At 67.9% G+C, this 22,179-nt stretch carries 22 protein-coding genes; 12 read left to right on the plus strand and 10 right to left on the minus strand.

From position 1 onward, the window contains the following. The first annotated feature begins 90 nt into the window (after window positions 1-90). A complete protein-coding gene (locus tag ABSH63_RS14625) occupies window positions 91-369 on the plus strand; it encodes a hypothetical protein (RefSeq protein ID WP_352890692.1) in 279 nt (92 codons plus the stop codon). 79 nt (window positions 370-448) lie between these two features. Then, window positions 449-1,369 carry a hypothetical protein gene (locus ABSH63_RS14630; RefSeq protein WP_352890694.1) on the plus strand — a complete coding sequence of 307 codons (921 nt, stop codon included), beginning with the start codon at window positions 449-451 and terminating at the stop codon, window positions 1,367-1,369. Between the two features lie 9 nt (window positions 1,370-1,378). Here the strand turns inward: ABSH63_RS14630 and ABSH63_RS14635 are convergent, their stop codons facing one another. From ABSH63_RS14635 to ABSH63_RS14660, 6 genes are read right to left on the minus strand one after another with little or no spacing between them, the layout of a single operon-like run. Further along, entirely contained in the window at window positions 1,379-1,735 is a 357-nt protein-coding gene (locus ABSH63_RS14635) for a thioredoxin family protein (RefSeq protein WP_352890696.1), read from the minus strand. Between the two features lie 42 nt (window positions 1,736-1,777). Next, entirely contained in the window at window positions 1,778-2,761 is a 984-nt protein-coding gene (locus ABSH63_RS14640) for a sulfurtransferase (RefSeq protein WP_352890698.1), read from the minus strand. Beyond that, complete coding sequence (locus tag ABSH63_RS14645) at window positions 2,758-3,426, minus strand: DUF6969 family protein (protein ID WP_434223282.1); 669 nt, start codon at window positions 3,424-3,426, stop codon at window positions 2,758-2,760. Before ABSH63_RS14645 ends, ABSH63_RS14640 begins: the two co-directional genes overlap by 4 nt. Further along, window positions 3,408-3,692: a hypothetical protein gene (locus ABSH63_RS14650; RefSeq protein ID WP_352890702.1), complete on the minus strand. Its 285-nt coding sequence runs from the start codon at window positions 3,690-3,692 to the stop codon at window positions 3,408-3,410. Before ABSH63_RS14650 ends, ABSH63_RS14645 begins: the two co-directional genes overlap by 19 nt. Continuing rightward, window positions 3,689-4,297: a YeeE/YedE thiosulfate transporter family protein gene (locus tag ABSH63_RS14655; protein WP_352890704.1), complete on the minus strand. Its 609-nt coding sequence runs from the start codon at window positions 4,295-4,297 to the stop codon at window positions 3,689-3,691. The genes ABSH63_RS14650 and ABSH63_RS14655 overlap by 4 nt, the downstream gene beginning before the upstream one ends. Continuing rightward, window positions 4,294-5,034, minus strand: a complete 741-nt coding sequence (locus ABSH63_RS14660; RefSeq protein ID WP_352890706.1) for a YeeE/YedE thiosulfate transporter family protein — start codon at window positions 5,032-5,034, stop codon at window positions 4,294-4,296. Before ABSH63_RS14660 ends, ABSH63_RS14655 begins: the two co-directional genes overlap by 4 nt. Between ABSH63_RS14660 and ABSH63_RS14665 the strand changes: the two genes are divergently transcribed. From ABSH63_RS14665 to ABSH63_RS14700, 8 genes are all read left to right on the plus strand, one after another. Beyond that, entirely contained in the window at window positions 5,033-5,830 is a 798-nt protein-coding gene (locus ABSH63_RS14665; RefSeq protein ID WP_352890708.1) for an SDR family oxidoreductase, read from the plus strand. The genes ABSH63_RS14660 and ABSH63_RS14665 overlap by 2 nt on opposite strands. A 78-nt stretch (window positions 5,831-5,908) precedes the next feature. Next, complete coding sequence (locus ABSH63_RS14670; protein ID WP_352890710.1) at window positions 5,909-6,364, plus strand: MaoC family dehydratase; 456 nt, start codon at window positions 5,909-5,911, stop codon at window positions 6,362-6,364. Between the two features lie 38 nt (window positions 6,365-6,402). After that, on the plus strand, window positions 6,403-7,608 hold the full coding sequence (locus ABSH63_RS14675; RefSeq protein ID WP_352890712.1) for an acetyl-CoA C-acyltransferase: 1,206 nt from the start codon (window positions 6,403-6,405) through the stop codon (window positions 7,606-7,608). A 120-nt stretch (window positions 7,609-7,728) separates the two neighbouring features. Continuing rightward, on the plus strand, window positions 7,729-8,844 hold the full coding sequence (locus ABSH63_RS14680) for a WD40/YVTN/BNR-like repeat-containing protein (protein ID WP_352890714.1): 1,116 nt from the start codon (window positions 7,729-7,731) through the stop codon (window positions 8,842-8,844). Further along, window positions 8,841-11,417: an efflux RND transporter permease subunit gene (locus tag ABSH63_RS14685; protein WP_352890716.1), complete on the plus strand. Its 2,577-nt coding sequence runs from the start codon at window positions 8,841-8,843 to the stop codon at window positions 11,415-11,417. The genes ABSH63_RS14680 and ABSH63_RS14685 overlap by 4 nt, the downstream gene beginning before the upstream one ends. Window positions 11,418-11,567: 150 nt before the next feature. Next, entirely contained in the window at window positions 11,568-12,668 is a 1,101-nt protein-coding gene (locus tag ABSH63_RS14690; RefSeq protein WP_352890717.1) for an amidohydrolase family protein, read from the plus strand. Between the two features lie 24 nt (window positions 12,669-12,692). Further along, window positions 12,693-15,203, plus strand: coding sequence for a CaiB/BaiF CoA transferase family protein (locus ABSH63_RS14695; RefSeq protein WP_352890719.1), 2,511 nt, complete (start codon window positions 12,693-12,695; stop codon window positions 15,201-15,203). Between the two features lie 235 nt (window positions 15,204-15,438). Further along, a complete protein-coding gene (locus ABSH63_RS14700) occupies window positions 15,439-17,766 on the plus strand; it encodes a DUF6351 family protein (RefSeq protein ID WP_352890721.1) in 2,328 nt (775 codons plus the stop codon). Window positions 17,767-17,864: 98 nt separating this feature from the next. Here ABSH63_RS14700 and ABSH63_RS14705 read toward each other — a convergent pair whose 3' ends face one another. Continuing rightward, entirely contained in the window at window positions 17,865-18,029 is a 165-nt protein-coding gene (locus ABSH63_RS14705; RefSeq protein ID WP_352890723.1) for a diguanylate cyclase domain-containing protein, read from the minus strand. Window positions 18,030-18,431: 402 nt separating this feature from the next. On the opposite strand from ABSH63_RS14705, the gene ABSH63_RS14710 reads away from it, so the two are divergent. Further along, complete coding sequence (locus ABSH63_RS14710; RefSeq protein ID WP_352890725.1) at window positions 18,432-18,599, plus strand: hypothetical protein; 168 nt, start codon at window positions 18,432-18,434, stop codon at window positions 18,597-18,599. 5 nt (window positions 18,600-18,604) lie between these two features. After that, window positions 18,605-18,958, plus strand: coding sequence for an SDR family NAD(P)-dependent oxidoreductase (locus ABSH63_RS14715; protein ID WP_352890726.1), 354 nt, complete (start codon window positions 18,605-18,607; stop codon window positions 18,956-18,958). On the opposite strand, the gene truD is transcribed toward ABSH63_RS14715, so the two are convergent. The 3 genes from truD to ABSH63_RS14730 all read right to left on the minus strand — a co-directional run bounded on the left by truD (window position 18,924) and on the right by ABSH63_RS14730 (window position 22,165). Continuing rightward, window positions 18,924-19,952, minus strand: a complete 1,029-nt coding sequence (gene truD, locus ABSH63_RS14720) for a tRNA pseudouridine(13) synthase TruD (protein WP_352890728.1) — start codon at window positions 19,950-19,952, stop codon at window positions 18,924-18,926. The two genes, ABSH63_RS14715 and truD, sit on opposite strands and share 35 nt — an antisense overlap. A gap of 88 nt (window positions 19,953-20,040) precedes the next feature. Next, the gene (locus ABSH63_RS14725) at window positions 20,041-21,525 is read right to left on the minus strand and encodes a mannitol dehydrogenase family protein (RefSeq protein ID WP_352890730.1); all 1,485 of its coding nucleotides are present in this window, start codon (window positions 21,523-21,525) and stop codon (window positions 20,041-20,043) included. After that, window positions 21,518-22,165: a TetR/AcrR family transcriptional regulator gene (locus ABSH63_RS14730; RefSeq protein ID WP_352890732.1), complete on the minus strand. Its 648-nt coding sequence runs from the start codon at window positions 22,163-22,165 to the stop codon at window positions 21,518-21,520. Before ABSH63_RS14730 ends, ABSH63_RS14725 begins: the two co-directional genes overlap by 8 nt. Window positions 22,166-22,179 lie beyond the last annotated feature (14 nt).

Below are 22,179 nucleotides of genomic sequence, written 5' to 3' on the forward strand. Positions count from 1 at the left end.
GGATGCTCGAATACAACGAAGACCGACCCCATGACTCGCTCGGCGACATGACGCCAGTCGAGTATTCTCAAGCCGCCAGGAACTCTACTTTTGAACTGTCGCCTTGACGGGGAAGCTTACGATTTCACCGCCGGCCTCGCCTATCAGTACTCGCGGCGTCTGGGTCTGGAGTTCGCGGCGATGTATGCCAAATCCAACCCCGTGCGCGGCAAGAATCCCTTGAGCAATACCGAGGCGACGGCGCTCGATCTGGTCCTCGATGCCCCGTCCAACCAGACCGCCTTCGGCGTGGATGCCAACGACCAGGACATCCTGCTCGACATGCATCAGTGGGAGATCACCATGGGCATCAGCTTGCGCTTCGACTGAAAGCCCGGCCGAGGCGCAGGCGCATCGGCGCGGCTTTGACCCGCGAGAAGTCCGTTCGCAATCGACGAAGGAGATCCACATGAACAAGCGCGCGCGACACCTGATTCTGCTGTTGGGACTGCTGCCGGGGTTGACCGGCCCGCTGCCGGCGTCGGCGCAGCCAATCCAGCCTTACGTGCTGGCCCAGACCACGACCGGGGAGCTGCAAGCGGCGGTCCAGTCCATCAAGGACAAGCTCTCCGGTGCCGGATTTCAAATCGTTGGCGAATACGCCCCTTACGCCGGCGCCCACGTCGTCGCCGTCACCGAGCCGGCCCTGCTCCAAGCCGCTGCCGCGACGCCCTACGGCGGATTCGGCGCCGTTGAGCACGTGGCCGCCACCCAGGTCGACGGCGTGATCCAGGTGAGTTACCTCAATCTCGACTATCTCGCCGCCGCCTACCGGATGGATGCCGATTTGTCGGCGAGCAAGCAGCGCCTGGCCGAGGCACTGGGCGCCGAAAAGACCTTCGGGGCCGAGCAAGGGCGCAGCCCCGAACAACTGCGGAACTACCGCTACATGGTGGGCATGGAGCGTTTCGACGACTTCTACCGTTTGGGCACACACCCGTCCTACGAGGCCGCGGTGGACACCGTGACCCGCAATCTCGAAAAACAGGTCGGCGGCGCGGCGCTGGTCTATCGGGTGCAGATTCCGGGCAAGCAACAGACGGTATTCGGCGTCTCCCGGGCGCGGGTGAGCGATACGCGCGCCAACGACAAGACCATCATGGCCGACACCGTCGATCAGAAGTTCGACATCAAGACCACGGCATATCTGCCTTATCAAATGATGGTGGCCGAGCGCGAAGTGATCGCGATGCACATGCGGTTTCGCATGGCCGTGTGGCATCCGGATCTGACGATGGCCACGTTCGGCAAGCTGATCACCAGCCCCGGTGCGATCGAGGAGCTGCTACGCAAGATCGCCGGCGGCAAGCGCGACGCGTTCGAGTTCTGATTTCCTCAGTCACCGGCAGTCCGGGGGCAGGCGCTGGATGATCGCCTCGACGCGCATCCAGAACAGTTCGTCGCTCTGATAGCCGACGATGCGGTCGATTTCACGGCCGTCGCAGACGGCGACGAAGGTCGGCGTACCGCGCACCGGCGCCGATCCGCTCGCCGGCAGCGCGTCCTCGGGGTCGTAAGGCCGACGTTTCAAGGGCAGCACCGACGCCACGTCACTGCGCGGGTAGCGATCGCCGACCTCGCGTTCGAACGCCAGGCAGGCCGCGCAATCGGCGGCGGTGTACATCACGAGCTGCGCCGATGCCTGCGCCACGATCGGCGCGGCGAGCAGCACGCCGACCCGGCGGCAGAACCGCATGGGCAACGGATCGTGATGCGCGCTCGCGGGCTCCGCGGTGGGTCAGGTGTCGGGGCCGACCACGGGGTAGCCGAGCGTGGTCCATTCGTGCATGGAGCCGTCAAAGAGGCGCACATCGCCGTTGTCGAGGATGCCGTGGAAGATGAACCACAGCCCGGATGCCAAGTGCCCGGTGTTGCAGTAAGTGATCGTCGGGGCATCCGGATCGATCGCCTGAGCGGCCATGGCGTAGCGATATTCACCCGGGGTCAGGAAGTGCTGTGCGATGCCTCTGGTGCGGTAGCGGACATCGGTCGGGAAGTTGCGCGCGCCTTGGATGTGGCCGCCGTAGAGCACCGTCGGCTTTTTGAATTGAAGGCCGAGGAACTGCGGGAGCGGGCGGGCATCGACGATCTGTCGTTTTCCGATGGCCGCGCGCACGTCGTCCGCGCTGCTGATCAGCGCGGCCTGCGGGTCTTGCGCACGCCAGTCGCCGGTGCCGGCCGGGGCGGCCTCGGTCGTCACCGGATAGCCCTGCTCCAGCCAGGCGGCGACGCCGCCGTCGAGTATCGCGACTTGCTGCGCGCCGAACACGCGCAGCGTCCAGTAGAGGCGCGTCGCCTGCTCGATCTGATCCGGCGCATCGCCGGTCGATGCGATGACGATCGGCCGTCCGGCAGGCAGGCCGGCCGTGCGCATCAGGCGCTCGAAAGTCTGCGCATCGGGCAGCATCTTGCTGAGGGTGCTTTGCCCAAGCTTGCGATCGACGCGGATGGCGGCGAAATCCACCGGCAAGGCGCCGGGGATGCGCCCGCCGACGCCGACCAAAACTCGCGCCTTGGTCTGCTCATCGACCTCATACGCTGGTGCCCGCGTGAAGCTGTCGAGGTCGTCGCGGACGTCGAGAATCACGACCGCATCGCGGTGTGCGTTCAACCACTGTGCCGAGACGACCGGGCCCGGCAGGGGGCTGGCCGCAGCCGGGTATGACGTGAACGCCAGCAGCAGCAGCGCCCACAGCCGCAAGGCGCCTGATCGGTGATTCATGGCCAAACCTCCTCCTCGTGACGATCGAGATCGCGGAACTGACGACGCAGACAGATGCGCCGCGCGCTCAGAACCGGCACCCGCCTATCCGCGGCCAGACGCGGCGTCTTCCGCAGGCGCTGGTCGCGCGCTTCGAGCACCGACCGGACCTGGGGCATGAAGACGGCGAGCACCAGGCCGAGGTAGCGGCCGATCAGCGTGCACGTCTCGTCGTCGCCTCGGGGTGCGAACTGCCCCAGATGCCGTAGCGCCAGCGCGGCGGTGCAGGGCCGTTCGGCGGTGACCCAGGGATTGGTCGCGAACAGTCGTACCGGTAGGCCGTCGCCGTCGATGGCAAGGCCGATCAAATGGCTGCCGGGGCCTCGCCCGTCGCCGTGGTCGAACAAGTGGAAATGCCCGACCTCCGCGCGGCTGTGACGGTCGTGGACGTGAAAAAAATAGCGATAGCGGCCCGATCCCGCGGTACGCACGGCCGCGGGGTAAACGGCCCAAGGCGTGGGGGCCTCACCGTACAGCAATGCGGTCAAGCGCAGGCCGCGTGCGGCCAGAGCGTGCAGCAGCATCACCAATTGACGGCCGGCACGCCGTGCGCGGCGCCGTTCCGCGGACGACTGCCACGGCAGCGCACCGGTGGTAGGCCCGACCGTCAATCCCCCAGGGCGCATGGGCTGCTGCGCCGCTTGCGCGGCAGCGCGCAGGGGCTGCTCGGCCGTGTGCGGGACGGTGTCGCCGGTGCGTCGCGATCGGCGGGCGATGTCGGATTCGCACCGCCGGTCTCGTCGCGCGGCGCATCCGAGGCGGCCGCCGGGTCGGGCGCGGACTTGCCCTCGGGCGGCGCGGCATCCTCCGCTGCGTGCGCGCTCGCCGCGAGCGCGAGCATCAGCCCCGTGAGCGAGGCGGACAGTGTCGTGCGCTGCCGGCGCCGGCTCATGACGCGCTCCCGGTCGCACGAGCGTCGATGCGCAGCGCCGTCGGGTCCGCAGGCGCCGCGCCGGTGCGCGTCCACCAGGCCACGGCAGCGAACACCGCGAGCAAGGCCAAGAGGATCACCCACGCGGGAACGTGCAGCAGCTCATCGACCGTCTGCGCCTCGGGGCCGGGCAATGCGGTCAACAGCGGTTCGAGGCTGCCGTATGCGCCGGCGAACGCGATCGTGCCGAGGACGATGCCGGCGAGGAAGACCAGGCCGTCGAGCCGTCCGGACATGCAGCTCACCACCGAGGTGCCCGGGCAGTAGCCGCCGATCGCCATGCCCGCGCCGACGCCGACGCCGCCGAGCAACGTCGCCCAGAAGTACGTCGTCGGGATGAACACATCCGCCTTGTTCATCAAACCGAACACTTGCAAGGCGTACAGGCCGGTGGCGGCGACCAGGATCGCGGTGAACATCACTTTGAACACCGCCCAATCGCTGAACCGCAACTGCGCGGTCAGCTTGCAGCCGCTGGCGAAGCCGGCGCGCTCCAGCGCGAAGCCGAACAAGGATCCACACAGCAAGCCCGAGATCGGGCCGGCGTAATCGAGGGGGAAGGTCATTGCCAAAGCCTCCGCGTGAGCAGCCCGAGGGCGGCTCCCGTCGCGAAAAAACCGATCAGGAACAGAAAGCCCGCCGTTGCCAGCGTCGATGCGCCGGAGAGTCCGAGGCCGCTGGTGCAACCCAGCGACAGGCGCGCTCCAAAGCCGGCCAGGGCACCGCCGATGACCGCGAGCAGCAGCCGGGCCGGCACGCCGAGTCGGCGCGGGCCATCCACCTGCCAGCGGAAGCGACCGGCGCTCAGTGCGCCGGCGAGGCCGCCCAGCGCCACGCCGATCACTTGCCAGACGATCCACGTGTCCAGCACCTGACGCCCATCCGCGACCATCGGACCGAAGTAGGCGTTCGCCGCCGTCGCCTCGGGCGCAATCAGCTGGCTGCCGGCGGCGGCCAGCGCAGTCGTCGCACCGCTGGCGCCCAGGCCGTGCCCGGTCAGCACGAAGGTGAGCAGCAGCCCGGCACCCAGCAGAGCGCCCGCCGCGTAGGGATTCCACAAGGGTGCGGGCCCGTTCATGGGACAGTCCTGGTACCGCGGCCGGTGAGATGCTTCGCGCGGATCTCCATCGTCTCCTCCGCATGATATACCCATGCCGGTACCGGTTATAAACCCGAGCGCGGCATCCGTCAATCGCCGGATGCCGTCGGCTGCCACGCTGGCTCCGGCCGGGGTCTCGTCCCAACGGGCGAAGTCGGCGACGAGCGCGCGGTGCACACTGCGCCGCGATCGAGGATCGACCATGACCCGGACTTTCGTGCCGCCCCCGCCTTACGTTGCGCCGCACGGCCTTTTGGCCGGCAAGTCGGTGCTGATCACCGCCGCCGCCGGCGCCGGCATCGGCTTTGCCGCCGCCAAGCGCTGCCTCGAAGAGGGTGCGCGCGGCTTAGTGCTGTCGGACATGCACCCGCGCCGTACCGCGGAAGCCGCGCAGACGCTGGCGCAGGCGTTCCCGCAGGCCCTGGTGCTGGGCCAGGTCTGCGACGTCACTCAGGAGGACCAGGTGCAGGCGCTGGTGGACGAAGCCGAGGACAAGCTTGGCGGCGTCGACGTGCTGATCAACAACGCCGGGCTCGGCGGCAGCAGGCGTGTCGTCGACATGAGCGACGAGGAGTGGCTCAAGGTCATCGACGTCACGCTCAACGGCACCTTCCGCATGACGCGCGCGATGCTGCGCAAGATGCAGCCGCGCCGCCGCGGCGCGATCGTCAACAACGCCTCCGTGCTCGGCTGGCGCGCGCAGACCGAGCAGGCGCACTACGCCGCGGCCAAGGCCGGGGTGATGGCGCTGACCCGCTGCGCCGGCCTCGAGGCCGCCGAGTACGGCGTGCGCATCAACGCGGTGTCACCGTCGATCGTGTTCCACGAGCATCTGCGCAAGAGTGCGCCCGAGGAACTGCTGACCCAGCTCGCGAGCCGCGAAGCCTTCGGCCGCGGTGCCGAAGCCTGGGAGATCGCCAACGTGATGGTGTTCCTCGCCTCCGACTACGCCTCGTATCTGGTCGGCGAAGTGATTTCCGCATCCAGCCAGCGCGCGTGAGGGCGCGCCCTCTCCCGGCCCTGACGGGCCACCCTCTCCCGCCTGCGGGAGAGGGGAACCGCAACTCCGGAGCCCAGCATGATCGTGTTTGAATCCGCCGATGCCCTGCTCGCCGCCGCCGGCCGTGACCTCGGCGTCACCGAGTGGATGACGGTGACGCAGGAGCGCGTGAACCTGTTCGCCGATGCGACCGACGACCATCAGTGGATCCACGTCGATCCGGTCAGGGCCAAGGACGGTCCCTTCGGTGCCTGCATCGCCCACGGTTATCTGACGCTGGCGCTGGCGGCGCGCTTCATGCCTGAGCTGATCGAGGTGCGCAACATGAGAATGGGCGTCAACTACGGTTGCGACAAGGTGCGCTTCCCGGCGCCGGTGCGGGTCGGCGCGCGCATCCGCGGCCGCGGTGAGCTGGTATCCGTGGAGCGCGCCAAGGACGGCAGCCTGCAGTCGATCCTGCGCCTGACGGTGGAGATCGAGAACGAGGCCAAGCCGGCCTGTGTGGTCGATACGATCTCGCGCTACTACTTTTGAATGAAGCCGGCGCCCGCGGGCCCACGTAGCGTAGCTGCATGAAAAACCAAGCAGTGATCGTGTCGGTGGCGCGCACCGGCATCGGCAAGGCGTATCGCGGCGCGTTCAACGACACCGAAGCCCCGGTACTCGGCGGCCATGTGATCCGGCATGCGGTTGCGCGCGCCGGCATCGACCCGAGGGAGGTCGATGACGTCATCCTCGGCTGCGCCGCGCAGCAGGGCACGCAGGCCTACAACCTCGGCCGGCTGTGTGCCTATACCGCGGGTTTGCCGGATTCCGTGCCGGGCATGACCCTGGATCGCCAATGCGGCTCCGGTCTGATGGCGATCGGCTTCGCCGCCAAGAACGTCATCGCCGGCGAGCAGGACATCGTCGTCGCCGGCGGCGTGGAGTCGATCTCGCTGGTGCAGAACAAGCACAAGAACAGCTACCGCGCCGTTTCGAACGCGGTGCTCGCGGCGCAGCCGACCGCGTACATCCAGATGATCGAGACGGCCGAGATCGTCGCCGAGCGCTACAAGATTTCGCGCGCCGCGCAGGACGAATACAGCCTGCTGAGCCAGCAGCGCACGGCCGCAGCGCAGGCCGCCGGGCGCTACGACGAGGAGATCGTGCCGATCACCGTCGACAAGCAGCTCTACGACAAGGACGGCAACCCGACCGAGAAGCAGCCGGTGACCCTGGGCCGGGACGAAGGCAATCGCCCCGACACCACGCTGGAGGGGCTGAGCGCGCTCCAGCCGGTGTGGAAGAACGGCCAGTTCGTCAAGCAAGGCCGATTCATCACCGCCGGCAATGCCTCGCAGCTGTCGGACGGCGCCGCCGCCGTGGTCGTGATGAGCGACAAGGCGGCCAAGGACCGCGGCCTTGCGCCGCTGGGCATTTATCGCGGCATCGCCGTCGCCGGCTGCCGGCCGGACGAGATGGGCATCGGCCCGGTCTACGCGGTGCCCAAGCTGCTCGCGCAGCATGGCCTGGCGGTTTCGGACATCGGCCTGTGGGAGCTCAACGAGGCCTTCGCCAGCCAGGTGCTGTACTGCCGTGACACGCTCGGGATTCCGCAGGACAGGCTCAATGTGGACGGCGGTGCGATCGCGATCGGCCATCCGTTCGGCATGTCGGGGGCGCGCATGGTCATGCATGCGCTGATCGAGGGGCGCCGCCGCGGCGTGAAGTACGTCGTCGTGACGATGTGCATCGGCGGCGGCATGGGGGCGGCGGGGCTGTTCGAGCTGCCGTAGCGGAGTGGGCCGGCCGCTTGCAGGCGCGAGCGCGGGCAGCTCAGACTGTCGATGCGCCGTGCATCGCGCAGCGCCATAGCCTGGCGGCAGACTGGGGCAAGCGTAGAAGAGGAGAGATCGATGAACGATTCGGCGTGCGCGACCGCGCAGCAGCAGCAGGTGGCCCGTGTCCGGTTGGGCTGGCCGGCGCTGCTGGTGGCGGCATTGGTCGTCGGCGGCGCGGTGTATTCGTTCTCCCCGCGTCAGCCGCCAGTGTTTCCGGCGACCCAGGTCCATCCGGACCGGCTGCTGGTCAACGACGTCGATCGCAGTGGTGAGCGCTTCGTCGCGGTGGGCGAGCAGGGGCAGATCCTCGTCGCCGACGCCGCCCAAGGGCCGTGGCGCACGGTGCCGCCGGCGACGCAACGCGGCTCGACCCTGACCCGCGTGCGTTTCATCGACCAGCGTCTTTTGATCGCAGTCGGGCACGACGGCTGGATTCTGCGCAGCGAGGACCGTGGTGAATCGTGGACCGAAGTCGCCTTCGCCGAAGGCAGCGACCCACTGCTCGGCGTCTCGCCGCTGGTCGGGGATCGCATCTTCGCCTTCGGCGCCTTCGGCGCGATGCTCGTGTCCGAGGACCGCGGCCTGAGCTGGCGGCCGCATGAACTCGTCGTCGTTTCGGATACGGCGAGCGATGTGCCCGCTGCGCCGGCCGAGAACGTCGATCCCTATGCCGACCCTTTCGCTGCCTTCGAAGCGGCGGAGTTCGGCGGCCAGAAACATCTCAACGGCATGACCCAGGCCGCCGACGGTTCACTGATCCTGGTCGGTGAGCGCGGTCTTATGCTGCGCTCGACCGACGGTGGGCAGACCTGGACCGAGCTGCCGTCGGTCTACGATGGCTCGCTGTTCGGCGTGCTGTCGCTGCCGTCGCAGACGCTGATCGTGTACGGCATGCGCGGGCACGTCTACCGCAGTGAGGATCTCGGCCAGACCTGGACCGAGAGCCAGCTTCCTGGCGGCGAGTCGCTTTTCGGCGGCGGCGTCGATGAAAAGGGACGTGCGCTCTTGGTCGGCGCGTCCGGCAGCCTGCTGCGCTCGGACGACGATGGCCGCAGCTTCGCCCAGGTCGCCGCGCGCACCCGCAGCAGCCTGGTCGCGATCGAGCCGCTGGCCTCCGGCGGCTGGCTGACCGCGGGCGAGGCTGGGCTCGTCATCAAGCAACCGCAGACCGCAACCGGAGACGCGTCATGACGCGCAGCGAACGCGCCGTCGCGCGCATGGCCGATGTTCTGATCGGCAGTCGCAAGATGCTCGCGGTGATCTTCACGCTGGTGACTCTCGCCCTGGGTTACAGCGCGACCAAGGTCCAGCTCGATCCCGGCTTTTTGAAGTTGATCCCGATCGAGCATCCGTACATGCGCACGATGATGCAGTACATGGATGACTTCTCGGGCGCGAACAAGATCCTCGTGAATCTGCGCTGGAAAGGCGAAGGCGACATCTACAACCCGGCGTTCATGAAGGCGCTGCAGGAGACCACCGACGAGGTGTTCTTCATCCCCGGCATCAACCGCACCAAGGTCTCGTCGCTGTTCACGCCGAACGTCTACTACATCGAGATCACCGAGGACGGCTTCCGCGGCGAGCCGGTGGTGCCAGCGCGCTACTCCGGCACGGCGGAGGATCTCGAACGGGTGCGCAACAACGTCGAGCATTCCGGCCAGATCGGCCAGCTCGTCGCCACCGACCTCAAGGGCGCGATGGTGCAGGCTGACCTGCACGAGTACGACCCCGATGCCGGCGTCAAGGTCGACTACTGGGAGGTGCAGGCCAAGCTGGAGGAAATCCGCGGCCGTTACGAAAGCCCGGTCAAGTACGTGTACCGCATGAAAACGGCGCGCGAGCCCTTTGCCGCCGGCGAGGTCGTCGCCGAAGGTTACGTCGACTACGGCGCGATGCTCGGCATGCAGAAGTTCCGCGTGCTGCGCGACGTGCCCGGCGCCGAGGGCAAGCAGGAATTCATCGTCGACGGCAGCGAGGTCTCGGTCGAGACGGTCGAGAACCCGTCGTACAACCCGGACATCGAGGTCAACATCATCGGTTTTGCGCGCCTGCTCGGCGACGTGATCAAGGGGCTGGTCGGCGTATTCGCCTTCTTCGCGATCGCGTTCGCGATCACCGCGCTGCTGCTGTACTGGTACACGCGCTCGCTGCGCACGACCGTGGTCGCGCTGTTCGTCGCGATGCTGCCGGTGCTGTGGCTGATCGGCGTGCTGCCGCTGCTCGGCTACGGCATCGATCCGATGTCGATCCTGGTGCCGTTCCTGATCTTCTCGATCGGCGTCTCGCACGCGGTGCAGATGACCAACGCCTGGCGCATGGAGGTCGGCAACGGCGCGACGCCGGTCGCTGCCGCGCACGCCTCGTTCTGCAAGCTGTTCATTCCCGGTGCCGCCGGCCTGCTGACCGAAGCACTGGGCTTCGGCGTGATCATGCTGATCGACATTCCGATCGTGCACGAGCTTGGCATCACCGCCTGCGTCGGCGTGCTGCTGATGATCATCACCAACAAGATGATCCTGCCGATCATCCTTGCGCATCTGCGCCTGGAGCCCGCGGCGATGGCCCACGCCGGCGACGACAAGATCGCGCAGCGCCCGCCGCTGGTTCGACTGGTCGGCAACTGCGCCGAGCCGCGCTTTGCCGTCGGCGTGTTCGCGATCGCGCTGGCGCTGCTCGCCGGCGCGACCTGGAAGTCGCGCGAGCTGGTGATTGGCGATTCCGGCGAGGGCGTGCCCGAGCTGCACGAGGACTCGCGCTACAACCAGGACAACCGCGTCATCGCCAGCACCTACGACATCGGCGTCGACGTGCTGACGGTGATCGCCGAGGCTCCGGGCTTCGAAGGCGACTCCTGCCTGCACTATCCGGTGGTCGAGCTGATCGACCGCTTCGAGCTGTACATGAAGGGCGTCGAGGGCGTGCAGTCGGTGATCAGCGTCGCCGGCATCGGCAAGCTTGTGATCTCCGCGTTCAACGAGGGCAATCCGCGCTGGCGCGCGCTGCCGCGCTCGCAGGTCGGCCTGTCCACCGGCTCCAAGGCCTTCGATCCCAACCTCGGCCTCAACAACGAAGGCTGCAAGGCGATCCAGGTCATGATCTTCATGAAGGATCACGAGGGCGACACCATCCAGCACGTGGTCGCCGAGATCAAGCGCTTCATCGAAGACAATCCGGTCGATGGCGTGACGCTGCGCCTGGCCAGCGGCAATGTCGGCGTGATGGCCGCCACCAACGAGGCGGTGGCCGCGGCCGAGGTCAAGATGCTGCTGGCGATCTTCGGCTCGCTGATCCTGTTCTGCTATCTGACCTTCCGTTCGTGGATCGGCGTGATCTGCGTGATGACCCCGCTGCTGCTGGTTACGGTGTTCTGCAACGCGCTGATGGCGACGCTGGGCATCGGCCTGAAGGTGGCCACGCTGCCGGTAATCGCCCTTGGTGTCGGCGTCGGCGTTGACTACGGCCTGTACCTGTTCGAGCGCATCCAGCATCACATGGCCGATCCGCGGGTGAGCTTCCGCGAAGCCTTCGAGCGTTCTATGGTCGAGCGCGGCAGCGCCGCGGTGTTCACCGCGATCACCATGTCCGTCGGTGTCGCCACCTGGATGTTCTCGGCGCTCAAGTTCCAGGCCGACATGGGCGTGATGCTGTCGTTCATGTTCCTGGTCAACATGTTCGGCGCGATCTGCCTGCTGCCGGCGCTGGGCGCGTGGTTCTACCGCGATCGCGAACCGGCGGCGGCGCTGGCGACGCCGCTGCGCTGAAAGGGCCGGGCGGCGTTTGCGCGCGCGATCCCGGCGCAGCGATCTCATTTTTCGAAATGGCTTCGCAAACTCACCCGTTTGGGGCATGCCGGGCCGCGCGTCCGCGCCATAAGGTCGATCGGTATGCCGACCGAGCCGGAGGAGACTGCGATGAGCGAGCTGGCGACCGAAAAACTGGTGTCCGTGGATTCCCACGTGCATTTCACCGACGAGTGGGTGAAACAACGTCTGCGCAAGGAGCTGCACGCAGTCTGGGACGAGGCCAACCGGAAGGCCGAGAAGTATGCGGCCGAGGTGTTGCGCGGCGGCCAGCCGAACCTGGAACTGGAGGACTTCGTCGATCCCGAAGCGGCCAAGGATCCGGGCCATTTCAACCCCGAGGGCAAGCTCAAGGCGATGGATCTCGACGGCGTCTACGCCGAGGTGATCTTTCCCGAGCTGGCCGGCGCCAAGATCATCAACCCGGCGTTGATGGGCGACGACTGGAAAGAGGTGTTCCAGGGCTACAACAATGCGATGGCGGACTTCGCCGCGCACGATCCGGTGCGCCTGATGTGCGCCTACCAGTTGCCGCTGTACGACATCGACTTTGCCTGCAAGGAGGTCGAGCGTCTGGCGCGTGATCGTAAGGCGCGCTGCGTTCAGCTCACGCCGTTTCCGTCCGATCTCGGCCTGCCGGATTTCTACCACGAGCGCTACGTGCCGTTGTGGAAGACCATCGAGGAGACGGGCCTGACGATCCTCAATCACCTCGATCTGAAAAAGGAACTCTGGGACGTGTTCCGCCGCGACCCGACGCCGCAGAAGGGCATCTTCACCGGCCTGCCGTGGGCGCCGCTGGCCGAGACCATCTGCATGTGGATTCTCACCGGCACGCTGGAGAAGTATCCGAAGATGCGCGTGCTGTTCGTCGAGCCAGGCCTGGGCTGGCTGCCGTGGTTCTTCGATGCGCTGCTCGATCCGCGCATGAACCAGCACTACACCTTTCCCGGCGTGAAGCGGCCGCCGAGCGAGACCTTCCGCCTGCAGTGCGGCGCCACCTTCATGTACGAGCCGCGTGGCCTGAAAGACTGCTACGAATACTTCGGCCCCGACTGCCTGTACTGGTCGACCGACTTCCCGCATCCGGCAACCTGCTGGCCGAACTCGCGCAAGCAAGTGGTCAGCCAGTTCAAGGAGGCCGGCATCCCCGAAGCCGATCGCGTCAAGATCACCTCCGGCAATGCGCTCAGGACCTTCGGGCTGGGCTAAAACAACCGTATCACGAGAGATCACATGGCTGGCGTTCTCCACGATCTGAAAGTCCTCGACCTGACGTCCGGCATCGCCGGGCCGATGACGACGATGCTGCTCGGCGACAACGGCGCCGACGTCATCAAGATCGAGCCGCCCGGCGGCGATCCGGCGCGCACGCTCGACGGCCCGCACAAGCTCGGCTACGCGGTGTGGCAGCGCGGCAAGCGCAGCGCGTTCCTGGATCTGAACAGGAGCGAAGACAAGGACGTGTTGCTGGCACTGGCGAAAGCGGCGGACATCCTCGTCGAGTCCTATGCGCCGGGCGAGACCGAAAGGCTCGGCATCGACTACGCCACGCTGTCCAAGCTCAACCCGCGCCTGATCTATTGCTCGATCACCGGCTATGGTCGCGACAACCCGCACAGCGCGCGTCCAGCCATCGACGCCCTGGTGCAGGCACGTACCGGGCTGATGTTCGAGCAGCGCGGCTGGCCGGAAGGCGCGCTCAACCACATCAGCGGCCTGCCCGATCCCTACCCGGATCTGGAGATTCCGCAGGACTGGGTGCAGGGCGCGCCGCGTCCGGGGCCTCTGTTCGTCGCCTCGCAGTGGCCGAGCCTGGGCGCCTTCTTCAACGCCTCGCTCGGCATCGCCGCGGCGCTGCGCGCACGCGAGATCACCGGCCGCGGCCAGTGGGTCGAGACTTCGCTGCTACAAGGCGCGCTCGCCGGTGCCGCCGGCGTCTGGCAGCGCGCCGAGAAGCCGGATGCGCCGGGCTTCGATACCTGGATTCTCAACAGCAAGTCGCCCAAGGGGCATTTCCGCGCCAAGGATGGTGTGTGGCTGCACAACTGGGTGCCGAACCCGCGTTTCATCCTGCAGGCTGCGGCCGGCGACACGATCAACGCGACGCCCGATCTCACCGTGCAAAACGATCCGGACCGCTTCGGCACCGGCCCGGAAGAAATCCTGGTGATGGCGCACTACCAGCCGCTGCTCGCCGAGGCCGTCGCCAAGTTTCCGGTCAAGGACTGGATCGAGGCCGCGGCGACCGCCGAGATGACCATGCAGCCGGTGCGCAGCATCGAGGAATCGCTGGCCGACCCGGCCTTCCTCGCAGACGGCTGCGTGACCGAGATGCAGCATCCCGAGCTCGGCACGATCCGCACCGTGGGCAACGCCTACAACATGAGTCTCACCCAGGGCAAACCCGGCGCCCCACCGGTCGCGCCCGGCGCCAACACCGACGAGGTCAAGGCCGAGGCCGCGAGGATCATTGCCGAGGCCAAGGCGGTCAGCGCCGCGCAGAAGAAGGGGGATCTCAAGGCGCCGCTCGATGGCATCGTCGTGCTCGATCTGGGCCTGGCCATTGCCGGCCCCTTCGGCACGCAGTTGCTGTCCGATCTCGGCGCCACGGTGATCAAGATCAACGGGCTTTACGACCTGTTCTGGCACCGCGTGCACATCGCCTACATGGCCAACCGCGGCAAGAAGAGCATCACGCTCAATTTGAAAGACCCGCGCGCGATGAAGATCCTGCTCGATCTCGTCGCCAAGGCCGATGTCGTGCAGCACAACATGCGCTACGACGCCGCCGAGCGCCTGAAGATCGACTACGAGTCGCTCAAGAAGATCAACCCCAGGCTGATCTACTGCCACACGCGCGGCTTCGAGCGCGGCCCGCGCGCCAGCCTGCCCGGCAACGACCAGACCGGTGCCTGCCTGTCCGGCATCCAGTTCGAGGACGGCGGCATGGGCCGCGTCGGCGACAACGGCGAGATCGGCCGGCCGTTGTGGAGCTTCACCAGCTTCGGCGACACCGGAAACGGTTTTCTCTCGGCCATCGCCATCTGCAACGCGATCTACCACCGCGACCGCACCGGCCAAGGCCAGTTCGTCGATACCTCGATCATCAACGCGGCGCTACTCAACACCAGCTATGCGGTGGCAAGGCCCGACGGCAGCGGCTTTGAGCGTCCGCGCATCGGTGGCGACCAGCTCGGCTATGGTCCGTTCCATCGCATCTACGAAACGGCCGATGCATGGATCTGCGTCGCCGCGCGCGCCGAGGCCGAACAGGACAAGCTGCTGTCGGCGCTGGGCGTCACCGACGCGGGCCAGATCGGCGCCAAGCTCAAGGCGATGCGCGCCAGCGAGGCCTTCGAGACGCTCGACGGCGCCGGCGTGCCGGTGGAGATCGTCGATGCCGAGTTCTCGCGCCGGCTGCACGACGATCCGGTGGCGCAGAAGAACAAGTGGGTCGTGTCCTATCCGCATCCGGTGGTCGGCAAGCTCGACCAGATCGGCCTGCTGTTCTCGCTGTCTGACACGCCCGGCGTGATCCAGGGCCGGCCGCTGATCGTCGGCGAACACACCAAGGAAATCCTCGCATCCATGGGCTACGGCGAAGACGAGATGAAGACCATGGAAGAGCAGTTCGCCATCGGCTTCCCCGGTATGCCGCGCATGCCGCCGCGGCCGGCCGCTGCCCAACCCGGCGCTCCCAAGCCCGGCATGGCCGGGATGCTGGAGCAGGCGTCGAAGAAGTAAAGGGCGTTCGGTGCGCGCAAGGCCCGCCGTTGCGGGCTCCGCGCCTGCCTTGGGGCGCCGTGCGGGTTTGCCGCGACTAGCCAGACACCCGGGGCGCGGCGTGACACGCCCCCGGACTTGTCCGTACAGTGACGATCGTGTGGCGGACGCCGGCGCGGTCGCGCGACCGGGCTTGCGGTGGAGCCGCGCAAGGCCACGGTCCAGGCGACCCGAGATCCGGAGTCGAGGAGGGGAAATGCAGATTCGAGGACGGTTTGCCGGCGCATCGACGCTGGCGGGTGTAGCGCTGCTCGTCGCAGCCTGTGGCAGCAGCGATCCGGTCGGGAACGTGCCGCCGGTGGATGGGGCTGCGCAGGCCGCGCCGGTGATCGAGGTCTTGTCCAACCGGTCCGATCTGATCAGCGGCGGCGATGCGCTGGTGGAGGTGCGGCTCCCGGACGGTGCCGCGGTAGAGGACCTGCGCGTGAGCCTCAACGGCGCGGACATCAGCGCCGCCTTCGCCCGGCGTGCGAACGGTCGCGTGATGGGACGGGTGGAGGGCCTGCGCGTGGGCGAGAACACCCTGAGCGCATCGCTCGGCGGTGCGGTGTCGCGGCACACGATCCGCAACCATCCCAACGAAGGGCCGATCTTCTCGCGGCCGGAGATCAAGCGCATCCGCTGCCAGGAAGGCGCGGTCGATGTCTTCTGCAACCAGCCGCCCGAGTACACCTTTTGGTACCGTCCGGTGGCGCCGCTGCAGGACGGCGTCGGCGCTGCGCTCGGCGACGACACGCCGCTGGTGCGAACCGGTGTCGCGCTGCAACCCTATGATCCGGCCAATCCGCCCGATGACGTGGCGATGACGACGACGCAGACCGGCGAGACCGTGCCCTTCATCGTGCGCCAGGAGCTGGGCTATCAGGATCGCGACCAGTACAAGATCCTGACGCTGTTCAATCCGGACGCGCCCTGGGAGCCTTGGGCGCCGCAGCCGCAGTGGAACGGCAAGCTCTTGATCACCCACGGCGGCAACTGCGGCGCGCGTTACACGCCGGGCAATGCGCCGCTGGACGATTACTCCGGCACCTTCGGCGACATTCCGCTGATCGAGCCGAGCTACGTCTATGCGCTCGGCAAGGGTTACGCGGTGCTCTCCACGGCACTGGCCAACACCGGCCACAACTGCGATGTCGCGCTCAATGCCGAATCGATCATGATGGCCAAGGAGCGCTTCGTCGAGCAGTACGGCCCGCTGCGCTACACCATCGGCACCGGCTGCTCGGGCGGCTCGATCGCTCAGGCCACCATCGCCAACGCCTATCCGGGGCTGTACCAGGGTCTGCTGACGATGTGCGCCTATCCGGATTCGCTGTCCGCCGGTCTGCAGTTCCTCGATCTGCACCTGATGCGCCTGTACTTCGAGAACCCGTCCCGCTGGGCGCCCGGCGTGGTCTGGAATCCGGCGACTTGGGGGCCGGTGGAAGGTCATCTGACCCACGTCAACGCGGTGGTCGCCGACGAGGGCCTGTTCAAGGCGGCGACGGCCGTCACCGGCGATTGCGTGGGCGAGGACAGCTACCACCCCGAGACCAATCCCACCGGCCAGCGCTGCGGCATCATCGAGTGGTCGCCGCACATCTTCGGCCAGCGCAGCCCCGAGGTCTGGCAGGCCACGGAGCAGCAGGTCGGCTACGGCTTCACCGGCATTCCGCTCGGCAACACCGGCGTGCAGTACGGTCTCAATGCGCTGCGCGCCGGACTGATCACGCCGGCGCAGTTCGTCGACCTCAACGTGAAGATCGGCGGGCTGGACGTGGACATCCAGCCGATTCCCGAGCGCATCCGCGCCGATCACCCCGCGGTCGGCAACGCCTACCGCAGCGGCATGATCAACATGGCCAACAACCTCGACACCGTGGCCATCATCAACTTCGTCGGCCCCGATCCCGGCATCGCGCACGACTCGGTGCACGCCTGGTGGGTGCGCTGGCGCATCGAGCGCGAGCACGGCAGCGCGCGCAATCACGTGATGTGGATCGGCACCGCGCCCCTGATCGGCGACCTGAAGTGGGTCTACCAGGGGCTGGACGCGATGGACGAGTGGCTCGCCGCCGTGGAAGCCGACACCAGCGATCTGCCGATCGCCGACAAACTCTCGCGCAACCGCCCGGGGCATGTGCAGGACTCCTGCGCCCTGCTCGACGGTCGGCGGATTTTCGGCCAGGAGTGCATCGATCTGTTCGAGCCGCTGTACGCCTACGGCACGCCGCGCACGGTCGCCGGCGATACGCGCACGGCAGACAACTTCGACTGCCAGCTCAAGCCGCTGGACCGCAACGACGACTACGGTCCGGTGCCGTTCACCGACGCCGAGTGGGCACAGTTGCAGGCCGTGTTCAGCGAGGGTGTTTGCGATTACCGTGCGCCGGGGCGCGGCAAGCAGAAGACGGTCTCCTGGCTCACCTACCGGGACGACAACGGCCGCGTCATCGTCGGCGGCGCCCCGCTGCCGCCCCCGCCGCCGAACTCCGGCACGGGCACGCAGGCGCCAGCCTTTGTCTATCCGGTGCGGGATCGCTGAGGACCGCTCGACGAGGTAATGCAGTCCGGGAAACGCCGCCGCGCGCGGCCGGGACAGCGCGGCTCACGGTCCCTATCGTCGCGCGCAGGTGGTCCGGGTCATGGCGGACGTTCCGCGATGACGCGATTGCGCTCCTGACGTTTGGCTTGGTACAGCGCGGTATCGGCGCGACGCAGCAGCTCGTCGATGTGCGGGTCTGACGCGTCGAGGCTGCTGACGCCGACCCAGACGGTGAAGCGCACGGTTGCGCCCGATTCGAGCACGAGTTGCTGTGTACAGCGTGCTGGCGACGAAGCGGCCGAGCACGAGCCACCAGATGCTGGACGCCGAGAGCCCGAACGCGACCATCCCGGGCAGTCCGAGGGGCCACGACAGGCACAGGAAGGCGATGGCCAGCACATCGAAGGGCAGCCATCTGCGGCAGGCGGCCACGATCAGGGTGAAGAGCCCCACGCCCACGTGCACCGAGTAGACCGAGGTCCATCCGATGATGAAGTGGCGTGACCGCGATACCGGCACCCCGATCAGGGCGACCAGACGCATGCCGGTCCACAGCTGCTCGATCTCGGCGACCTTGCTGCGATCCGCGCGTTCGTCGCCGCGGTCGACGGATCGCTCGACGTGCTAGTCAACAACGCGGGTCTGCTGCCACCGCTGCGCCGCGCGTGGTCAGTGTGTCGAGCATCGTGCAGCGCAGCGGCCGTATCGACTTCGACGACCTGCGGGCCGAACGCAGCTATCTGTCGTCACGTTCCTGCGCGCAGACCAAGCTGGCGTGTCTGATCTTCGCGCTGGAACTGCAACGCCCGCGGATGCTGCGGGCGTTGCGCTGATCAGCGTGGCCGCGCATCCGGGCATCTCCCTCACCGGCATCGGCGACGTGCGTCGCAGCGAACAGCGCCGCAGCCTCACCGACTGGCTCGAAGGCGTGGCCTTCCAGATCGCGATGCGCGGCTTCGGGCAGACGGCGGCGCAGGGTGCGCGGCCGATCATCCACGCCGCGTCCGCCGCCGACGTGCGTGGCGGCGAGTTCTACGGCCCGGATGGATTCATGCAGTTCCGCGGCAGGCCGACGCGGGTGCCGCCAAGCAAGACGGCGCGCGATCCGCTGATCGCGGCGCGGCTGTGGGACGTCTCAGAGCGACTGACGGGTGCAGCTACGCAGCGGCGTTCGCGTCCGCCCAGTCCGTAAGCTCGCGCAGCACCACGGTGGCGTAGGCTCCCGGCGGCAGTTCGAATTCGAGCCGCAGCGCGTCGGCATCGAGCCAGTGCCAGCGCATTGCCTGCGGGATCAGGCGCAGGGCGCGGCGCTCCTGTTCGAGGCCGGCGCGTTCCAGGCCACTGCGCAGCGTTTCGTATTCCGCGCACACGGATTGCTCGAGCGCGCGCGCCTCGTCGGCGCTGGGCAGCTCGCCGCGTCCCCATAGCGGGCCGCTCGGGTGGATGTCGAAGGCGGCGAGTCGAGCGTCGAGCTCCGCCGACGGCGCCTCTGGCCCGAACCATGAGCGCGAGCCTGCCAGCGACCACACCTCGCCCGGCAGGCCGCGGTCCCAGCAGTCGCGGCGCACGCGCTCGGCGAGTACCGCGTTGAACAACTGCGAGCGTGCGGCCGACAGCAGCATCGAGCGCAGCGCCCGGTCGACGCGCGCACCGGCGAACATGCGCTCGGCGCGCTCGACGTTGGCGCCGCCCAGGCCGAAGCGCTGCTCGCCGAAGTAGTTGGGCACGCCGCGCGTTGCGATTGCCGCGAGCCTGGCCTCGGCCGCCGCGCGGTCGCCGCGAATGGCGCGCAGCACGATGCCGAAACGATTGCCACGCAGCGCGCCGCGCTTGAGCTTGCGCCGATGCCGGCGGTGTTCGAGCACCTCGACCCCTTCGAGTCCGAGCTGCGACCAGTCCGGCGATGCACGTCCCGGCAGATACACCGTGAACACTTGTGTCGTCAGCGCGTGCCGGTCCTTCACGCCGGCGTAGCTCACGTCCATCGGTGCCACGCCGGCGAAGCGCGCCAGCCCCTTTGCCACCCACTCGGTGTTCGCGCCGCGCTTTTTCACCACCAGCCAGGCGTGCTCACCGCTGCCGTCGGGCACGATGTCCTGCAGCTCGTCGACGACGAAGTCCTCGGGCGTTGCGCGCAATTGCGCCTGCAGCGGCGGGCCGCCGTGGGCGTGGGGCAGCGGGCTCATGGACGTCGGTGTCGCCGAAGCGGCGCCGCAGTATAGAGAACCCGCATCCCTGCGACTTCGCCGGATCTTCGATACGCGACGGACAGGATCACGGCGTGGCGAGGGCTGCGACGCCGGACTGCGTCAGCACGTGCAGATGGCCGTCGACGGCCGCGCAGACCACGGCCGCCTCGTGCTCGGTGAGGGCGAGGGCCGTGCGCACGAAAGCCCAGCTCTCGCTGCTGCCTTCTGCGGCGCGTGCGAGCGGCACGAGCGCAGCGGCGGCCACGTCGCGATAATCGCCGCCGTCCGCCGGCAGCCGTGCGAGGTAGTGCAGCCACAGGGCCACGGCGCGCGCGAGCACGTCGACGCTCATGCCACGGGCGATGCGCTGGCGTAGCGGCGGCAGCAGCGTCTGCCGGAATTTGGCCGAGCTGTCCTCGGCGAGGCGCAGCAGCGTGTCGTCGAGCGCGGCGTTACCGAAGCGGCGGGTCAGCGACGCGCAGTAGTCGTCGACATCGATGCCGGGCGGGGCGTCGAGCGTTTCGGCCACGCAGTGTAGATACGTGGCGAGCCAGCCGGCGATGAGCGGATCCGCCATGGCCTCGTGCACGCCGCGGTGTCCACGAAGAAGGCCGATATGGGCGATGGCCGAATGCCCGCCGTTGAGCAGGCCGACCTTGAGGCGTTCGTGAGCGGGTACGTCGTCGCAGAGCACGACGCCGGCGCGCTCGAAGGCCGGGCGGCCATCGGCGAAATCGTCCTCGACCACCCACTGCAGCCAGTTTTCGCAGAGCACCGGGGCGGCGTCGTGCACACCCAGTTCTTCGCACAGCGCGCGTTCGCGTTCGGGGTCGGCGCCCGGCGTGATGCGGTCGACCATCGAGCACGGAAAGCGGCAGTGCGCGTCGATCCACTGCGCCAGCGCCGGATCGCGGGCACGCGCGAGATCGACGAGGGCCGTGCGCAGGCGCTTGCCGTTGTCGATCAGGTTGTCGCAGGACATCAGCGTCAAACCATGGCCGCCGATGCGGCGCCGAAGCTCGAGCGCGCGCACGAGCAGACCCGGCGCGCTGCGCGGCGATGCTGCATCAGCGAGGTCGTGGGCGATGTCGGCGTGGCGAAGATCGAGTCTCCCGTTGGCGTCGAGGCAGTACCCGGCCTCGGTGATCGTCAGCGAGACGATGCGCGTGGTCGCATCGGCGATCGTTGCGATCGCCTCACTTGCGTCGCTGCTGGCATCGATGCACTGCATGATCGAGCCGATCACGCGAATGCGTCGCGAGGCGCCGTCGGTCTCGGTCAGGCTGTAGAGGCCGTCCTGCGCGCGCAGCGCATCGAGTGTCGGACGGTCCTGCCCGCGCAGTCCGATGGCGCACAACCCCCAACCCTCGGCGTCACCCTGCTGCAACAGCGTGTGCAGCACGCGTGCCTGATGCGCGCGATGAAAGCGGCCGATGCCGAGGTGACAGATGCGCCTGTCGAAGCGACGCGGATAGTGCGGCCACTCGATCGGCGCGCCGTCGATCGAGCGGCCGGCCAGGCGCGGCAGCGTCGCCGCGCCGAGCCGCGCCCCGAGCGGCGCCTTACTCATCGCGGTCTTTGAGCGCGATCGCCGTGAAGATCGCCGTCAGCTCGCGCGAGCGCGCATAGCGCCTGCGCGTCTGGAACTGCACCGTGGCCAGTCCGTTGATCTGCGCGACCAGGTGCGCGGCGATCACTTCCGGCGCGGCGCGCAGGCGCTCGTGTTCGGCCAGCGTGGAGTTGCGCACGATCTCGGCGACGTCGTCGACCACCTTGCGGGCGAGGGCTTCGAGGCGCTCGGCGATGTCGGGTCGGCTCAGCGCGATGGTCTGGACGACGAAGAACAAGCGCTCCCCGGGGTTGGCCGCCGGATCTTGCGCGCCGCTACTGGCAATGGCCTCGGCGAGCAGACGCAGGTTGCGGGTGAGCGGCACGCCGGGTTTGATCGCCGCGAACAGCATGCCTTCGAGTTGTGTGACCGTGCTGCGCCACAGCTCGAAGAACAGCGTCTGCTTGTCGCCGAACAGTGAGTACACCGGCATGCGCGAATAGCCGGCGCGCTCGGCGACCTCGTCGATCGTGACCGCCTCGTAACCCTTCTCGAGGAAGGCCTCCCAGGCCGCGGCGAGCAGCGCCTGGCCGCGGGCCGCCTTTTGTTCTTCGCGGCTCAGGCGTGTCTTGCGCACTCGTGGGGCAGGATTCGCGGTCATCGGCGCTCCGGGGC

It is taken from the genome of Sinimarinibacterium thermocellulolyticum (assembly GCF_040327995.1).
In the GTDB taxonomy this organism is placed as follows: Bacteria; Pseudomonadota; Gammaproteobacteria; order Nevskiales; family Nevskiaceae; genus Solimonas; species Solimonas thermocellulolyticum.

What these genes read in the sequence shown, in the direction of transcription:
- ABSH63_RS14630 (WP_352890694.1), top strand. Translation starts at nt 449, where the DNA reads ATGAACAAGCGCGCGCGACACCTGATTCTGCTGTTGGGACTGCTGCCG.
- ABSH63_RS14635 (WP_352890696.1), bottom strand. Translation starts at nt 1,735, where the DNA reads ATGCGGTTCTGCCGCCGGGTCGGCGTGCTGCTCGCCGCGCCGATCGTG.
- ABSH63_RS14640 (WP_352890698.1), bottom strand. Translation starts at nt 2,761, where the DNA reads ATGAATCACCGATCAGGCGCCTTGCGGCTGTGGGCGCTGCTGCTGCTG.
- ABSH63_RS14645 (WP_434223282.1), bottom strand. Translation starts at nt 3,426, where the DNA reads ATGCGCCCTGGGGGATTGACGGTCGGGCCTACCACCGGTGCGCTGCCG.
- ABSH63_RS14650 (WP_352890702.1), bottom strand. Translation starts at nt 3,692, where the DNA reads ATGAGCCGGCGCCGGCAGCGCACGACACTGTCCGCCTCGCTCACGGGG.
- ABSH63_RS14655 (WP_352890704.1), bottom strand. Translation starts at nt 4,297, where the DNA reads ATGACCTTCCCCCTCGATTACGCCGGCCCGATCTCGGGCTTGCTGTGT.
- ABSH63_RS14665 (WP_352890708.1), top strand. Translation starts at nt 5,033, where the DNA reads ATGACCCGGACTTTCGTGCCGCCCCCGCCTTACGTTGCGCCGCACGGC.
- ABSH63_RS14660 (WP_352890706.1), bottom strand. Translation starts at nt 5,034, where the DNA reads ATGGTCGATCCTCGATCGCGGCGCAGTGTGCACCGCGCGCTCGTCGCC.
- ABSH63_RS14670 (WP_352890710.1), top strand. Translation starts at nt 5,909, where the DNA reads ATGATCGTGTTTGAATCCGCCGATGCCCTGCTCGCCGCCGCCGGCCGT.
- ABSH63_RS14675 (WP_352890712.1), top strand. Translation starts at nt 6,403, where the DNA reads ATGAAAAACCAAGCAGTGATCGTGTCGGTGGCGCGCACCGGCATCGGC.
- ABSH63_RS14680 (WP_352890714.1), top strand. Translation starts at nt 7,729, where the DNA reads ATGAACGATTCGGCGTGCGCGACCGCGCAGCAGCAGCAGGTGGCCCGT.
- ABSH63_RS14685 (WP_352890716.1), top strand. Translation starts at nt 8,841, where the DNA reads ATGACGCGCAGCGAACGCGCCGTCGCGCGCATGGCCGATGTTCTGATC.
- ABSH63_RS14690 (WP_352890717.1), top strand. Translation starts at nt 11,568, where the DNA reads ATGAGCGAGCTGGCGACCGAAAAACTGGTGTCCGTGGATTCCCACGTG.
- ABSH63_RS14695 (WP_352890719.1), top strand. Translation starts at nt 12,693, where the DNA reads ATGGCTGGCGTTCTCCACGATCTGAAAGTCCTCGACCTGACGTCCGGC.
- ABSH63_RS14700 (WP_352890721.1), top strand. Translation starts at nt 15,439, where the DNA reads ATGCAGATTCGAGGACGGTTTGCCGGCGCATCGACGCTGGCGGGTGTA.
- truD (WP_352890728.1), bottom strand. Translation starts at nt 19,952, where the DNA reads ATGAGCCCGCTGCCCCACGCCCACGGCGGCCCGCCGCTGCAGGCGCAA.
- ABSH63_RS14725 (WP_352890730.1), bottom strand. Translation starts at nt 21,525, where the DNA reads ATGAGTAAGGCGCCGCTCGGGGCGCGGCTCGGCGCGGCGACGCTGCCG.
- ABSH63_RS14730 (WP_352890732.1), bottom strand. Translation starts at nt 22,165, where the DNA reads ATGACCGCGAATCCTGCCCCACGAGTGCGCAAGACACGCCTGAGCCGC.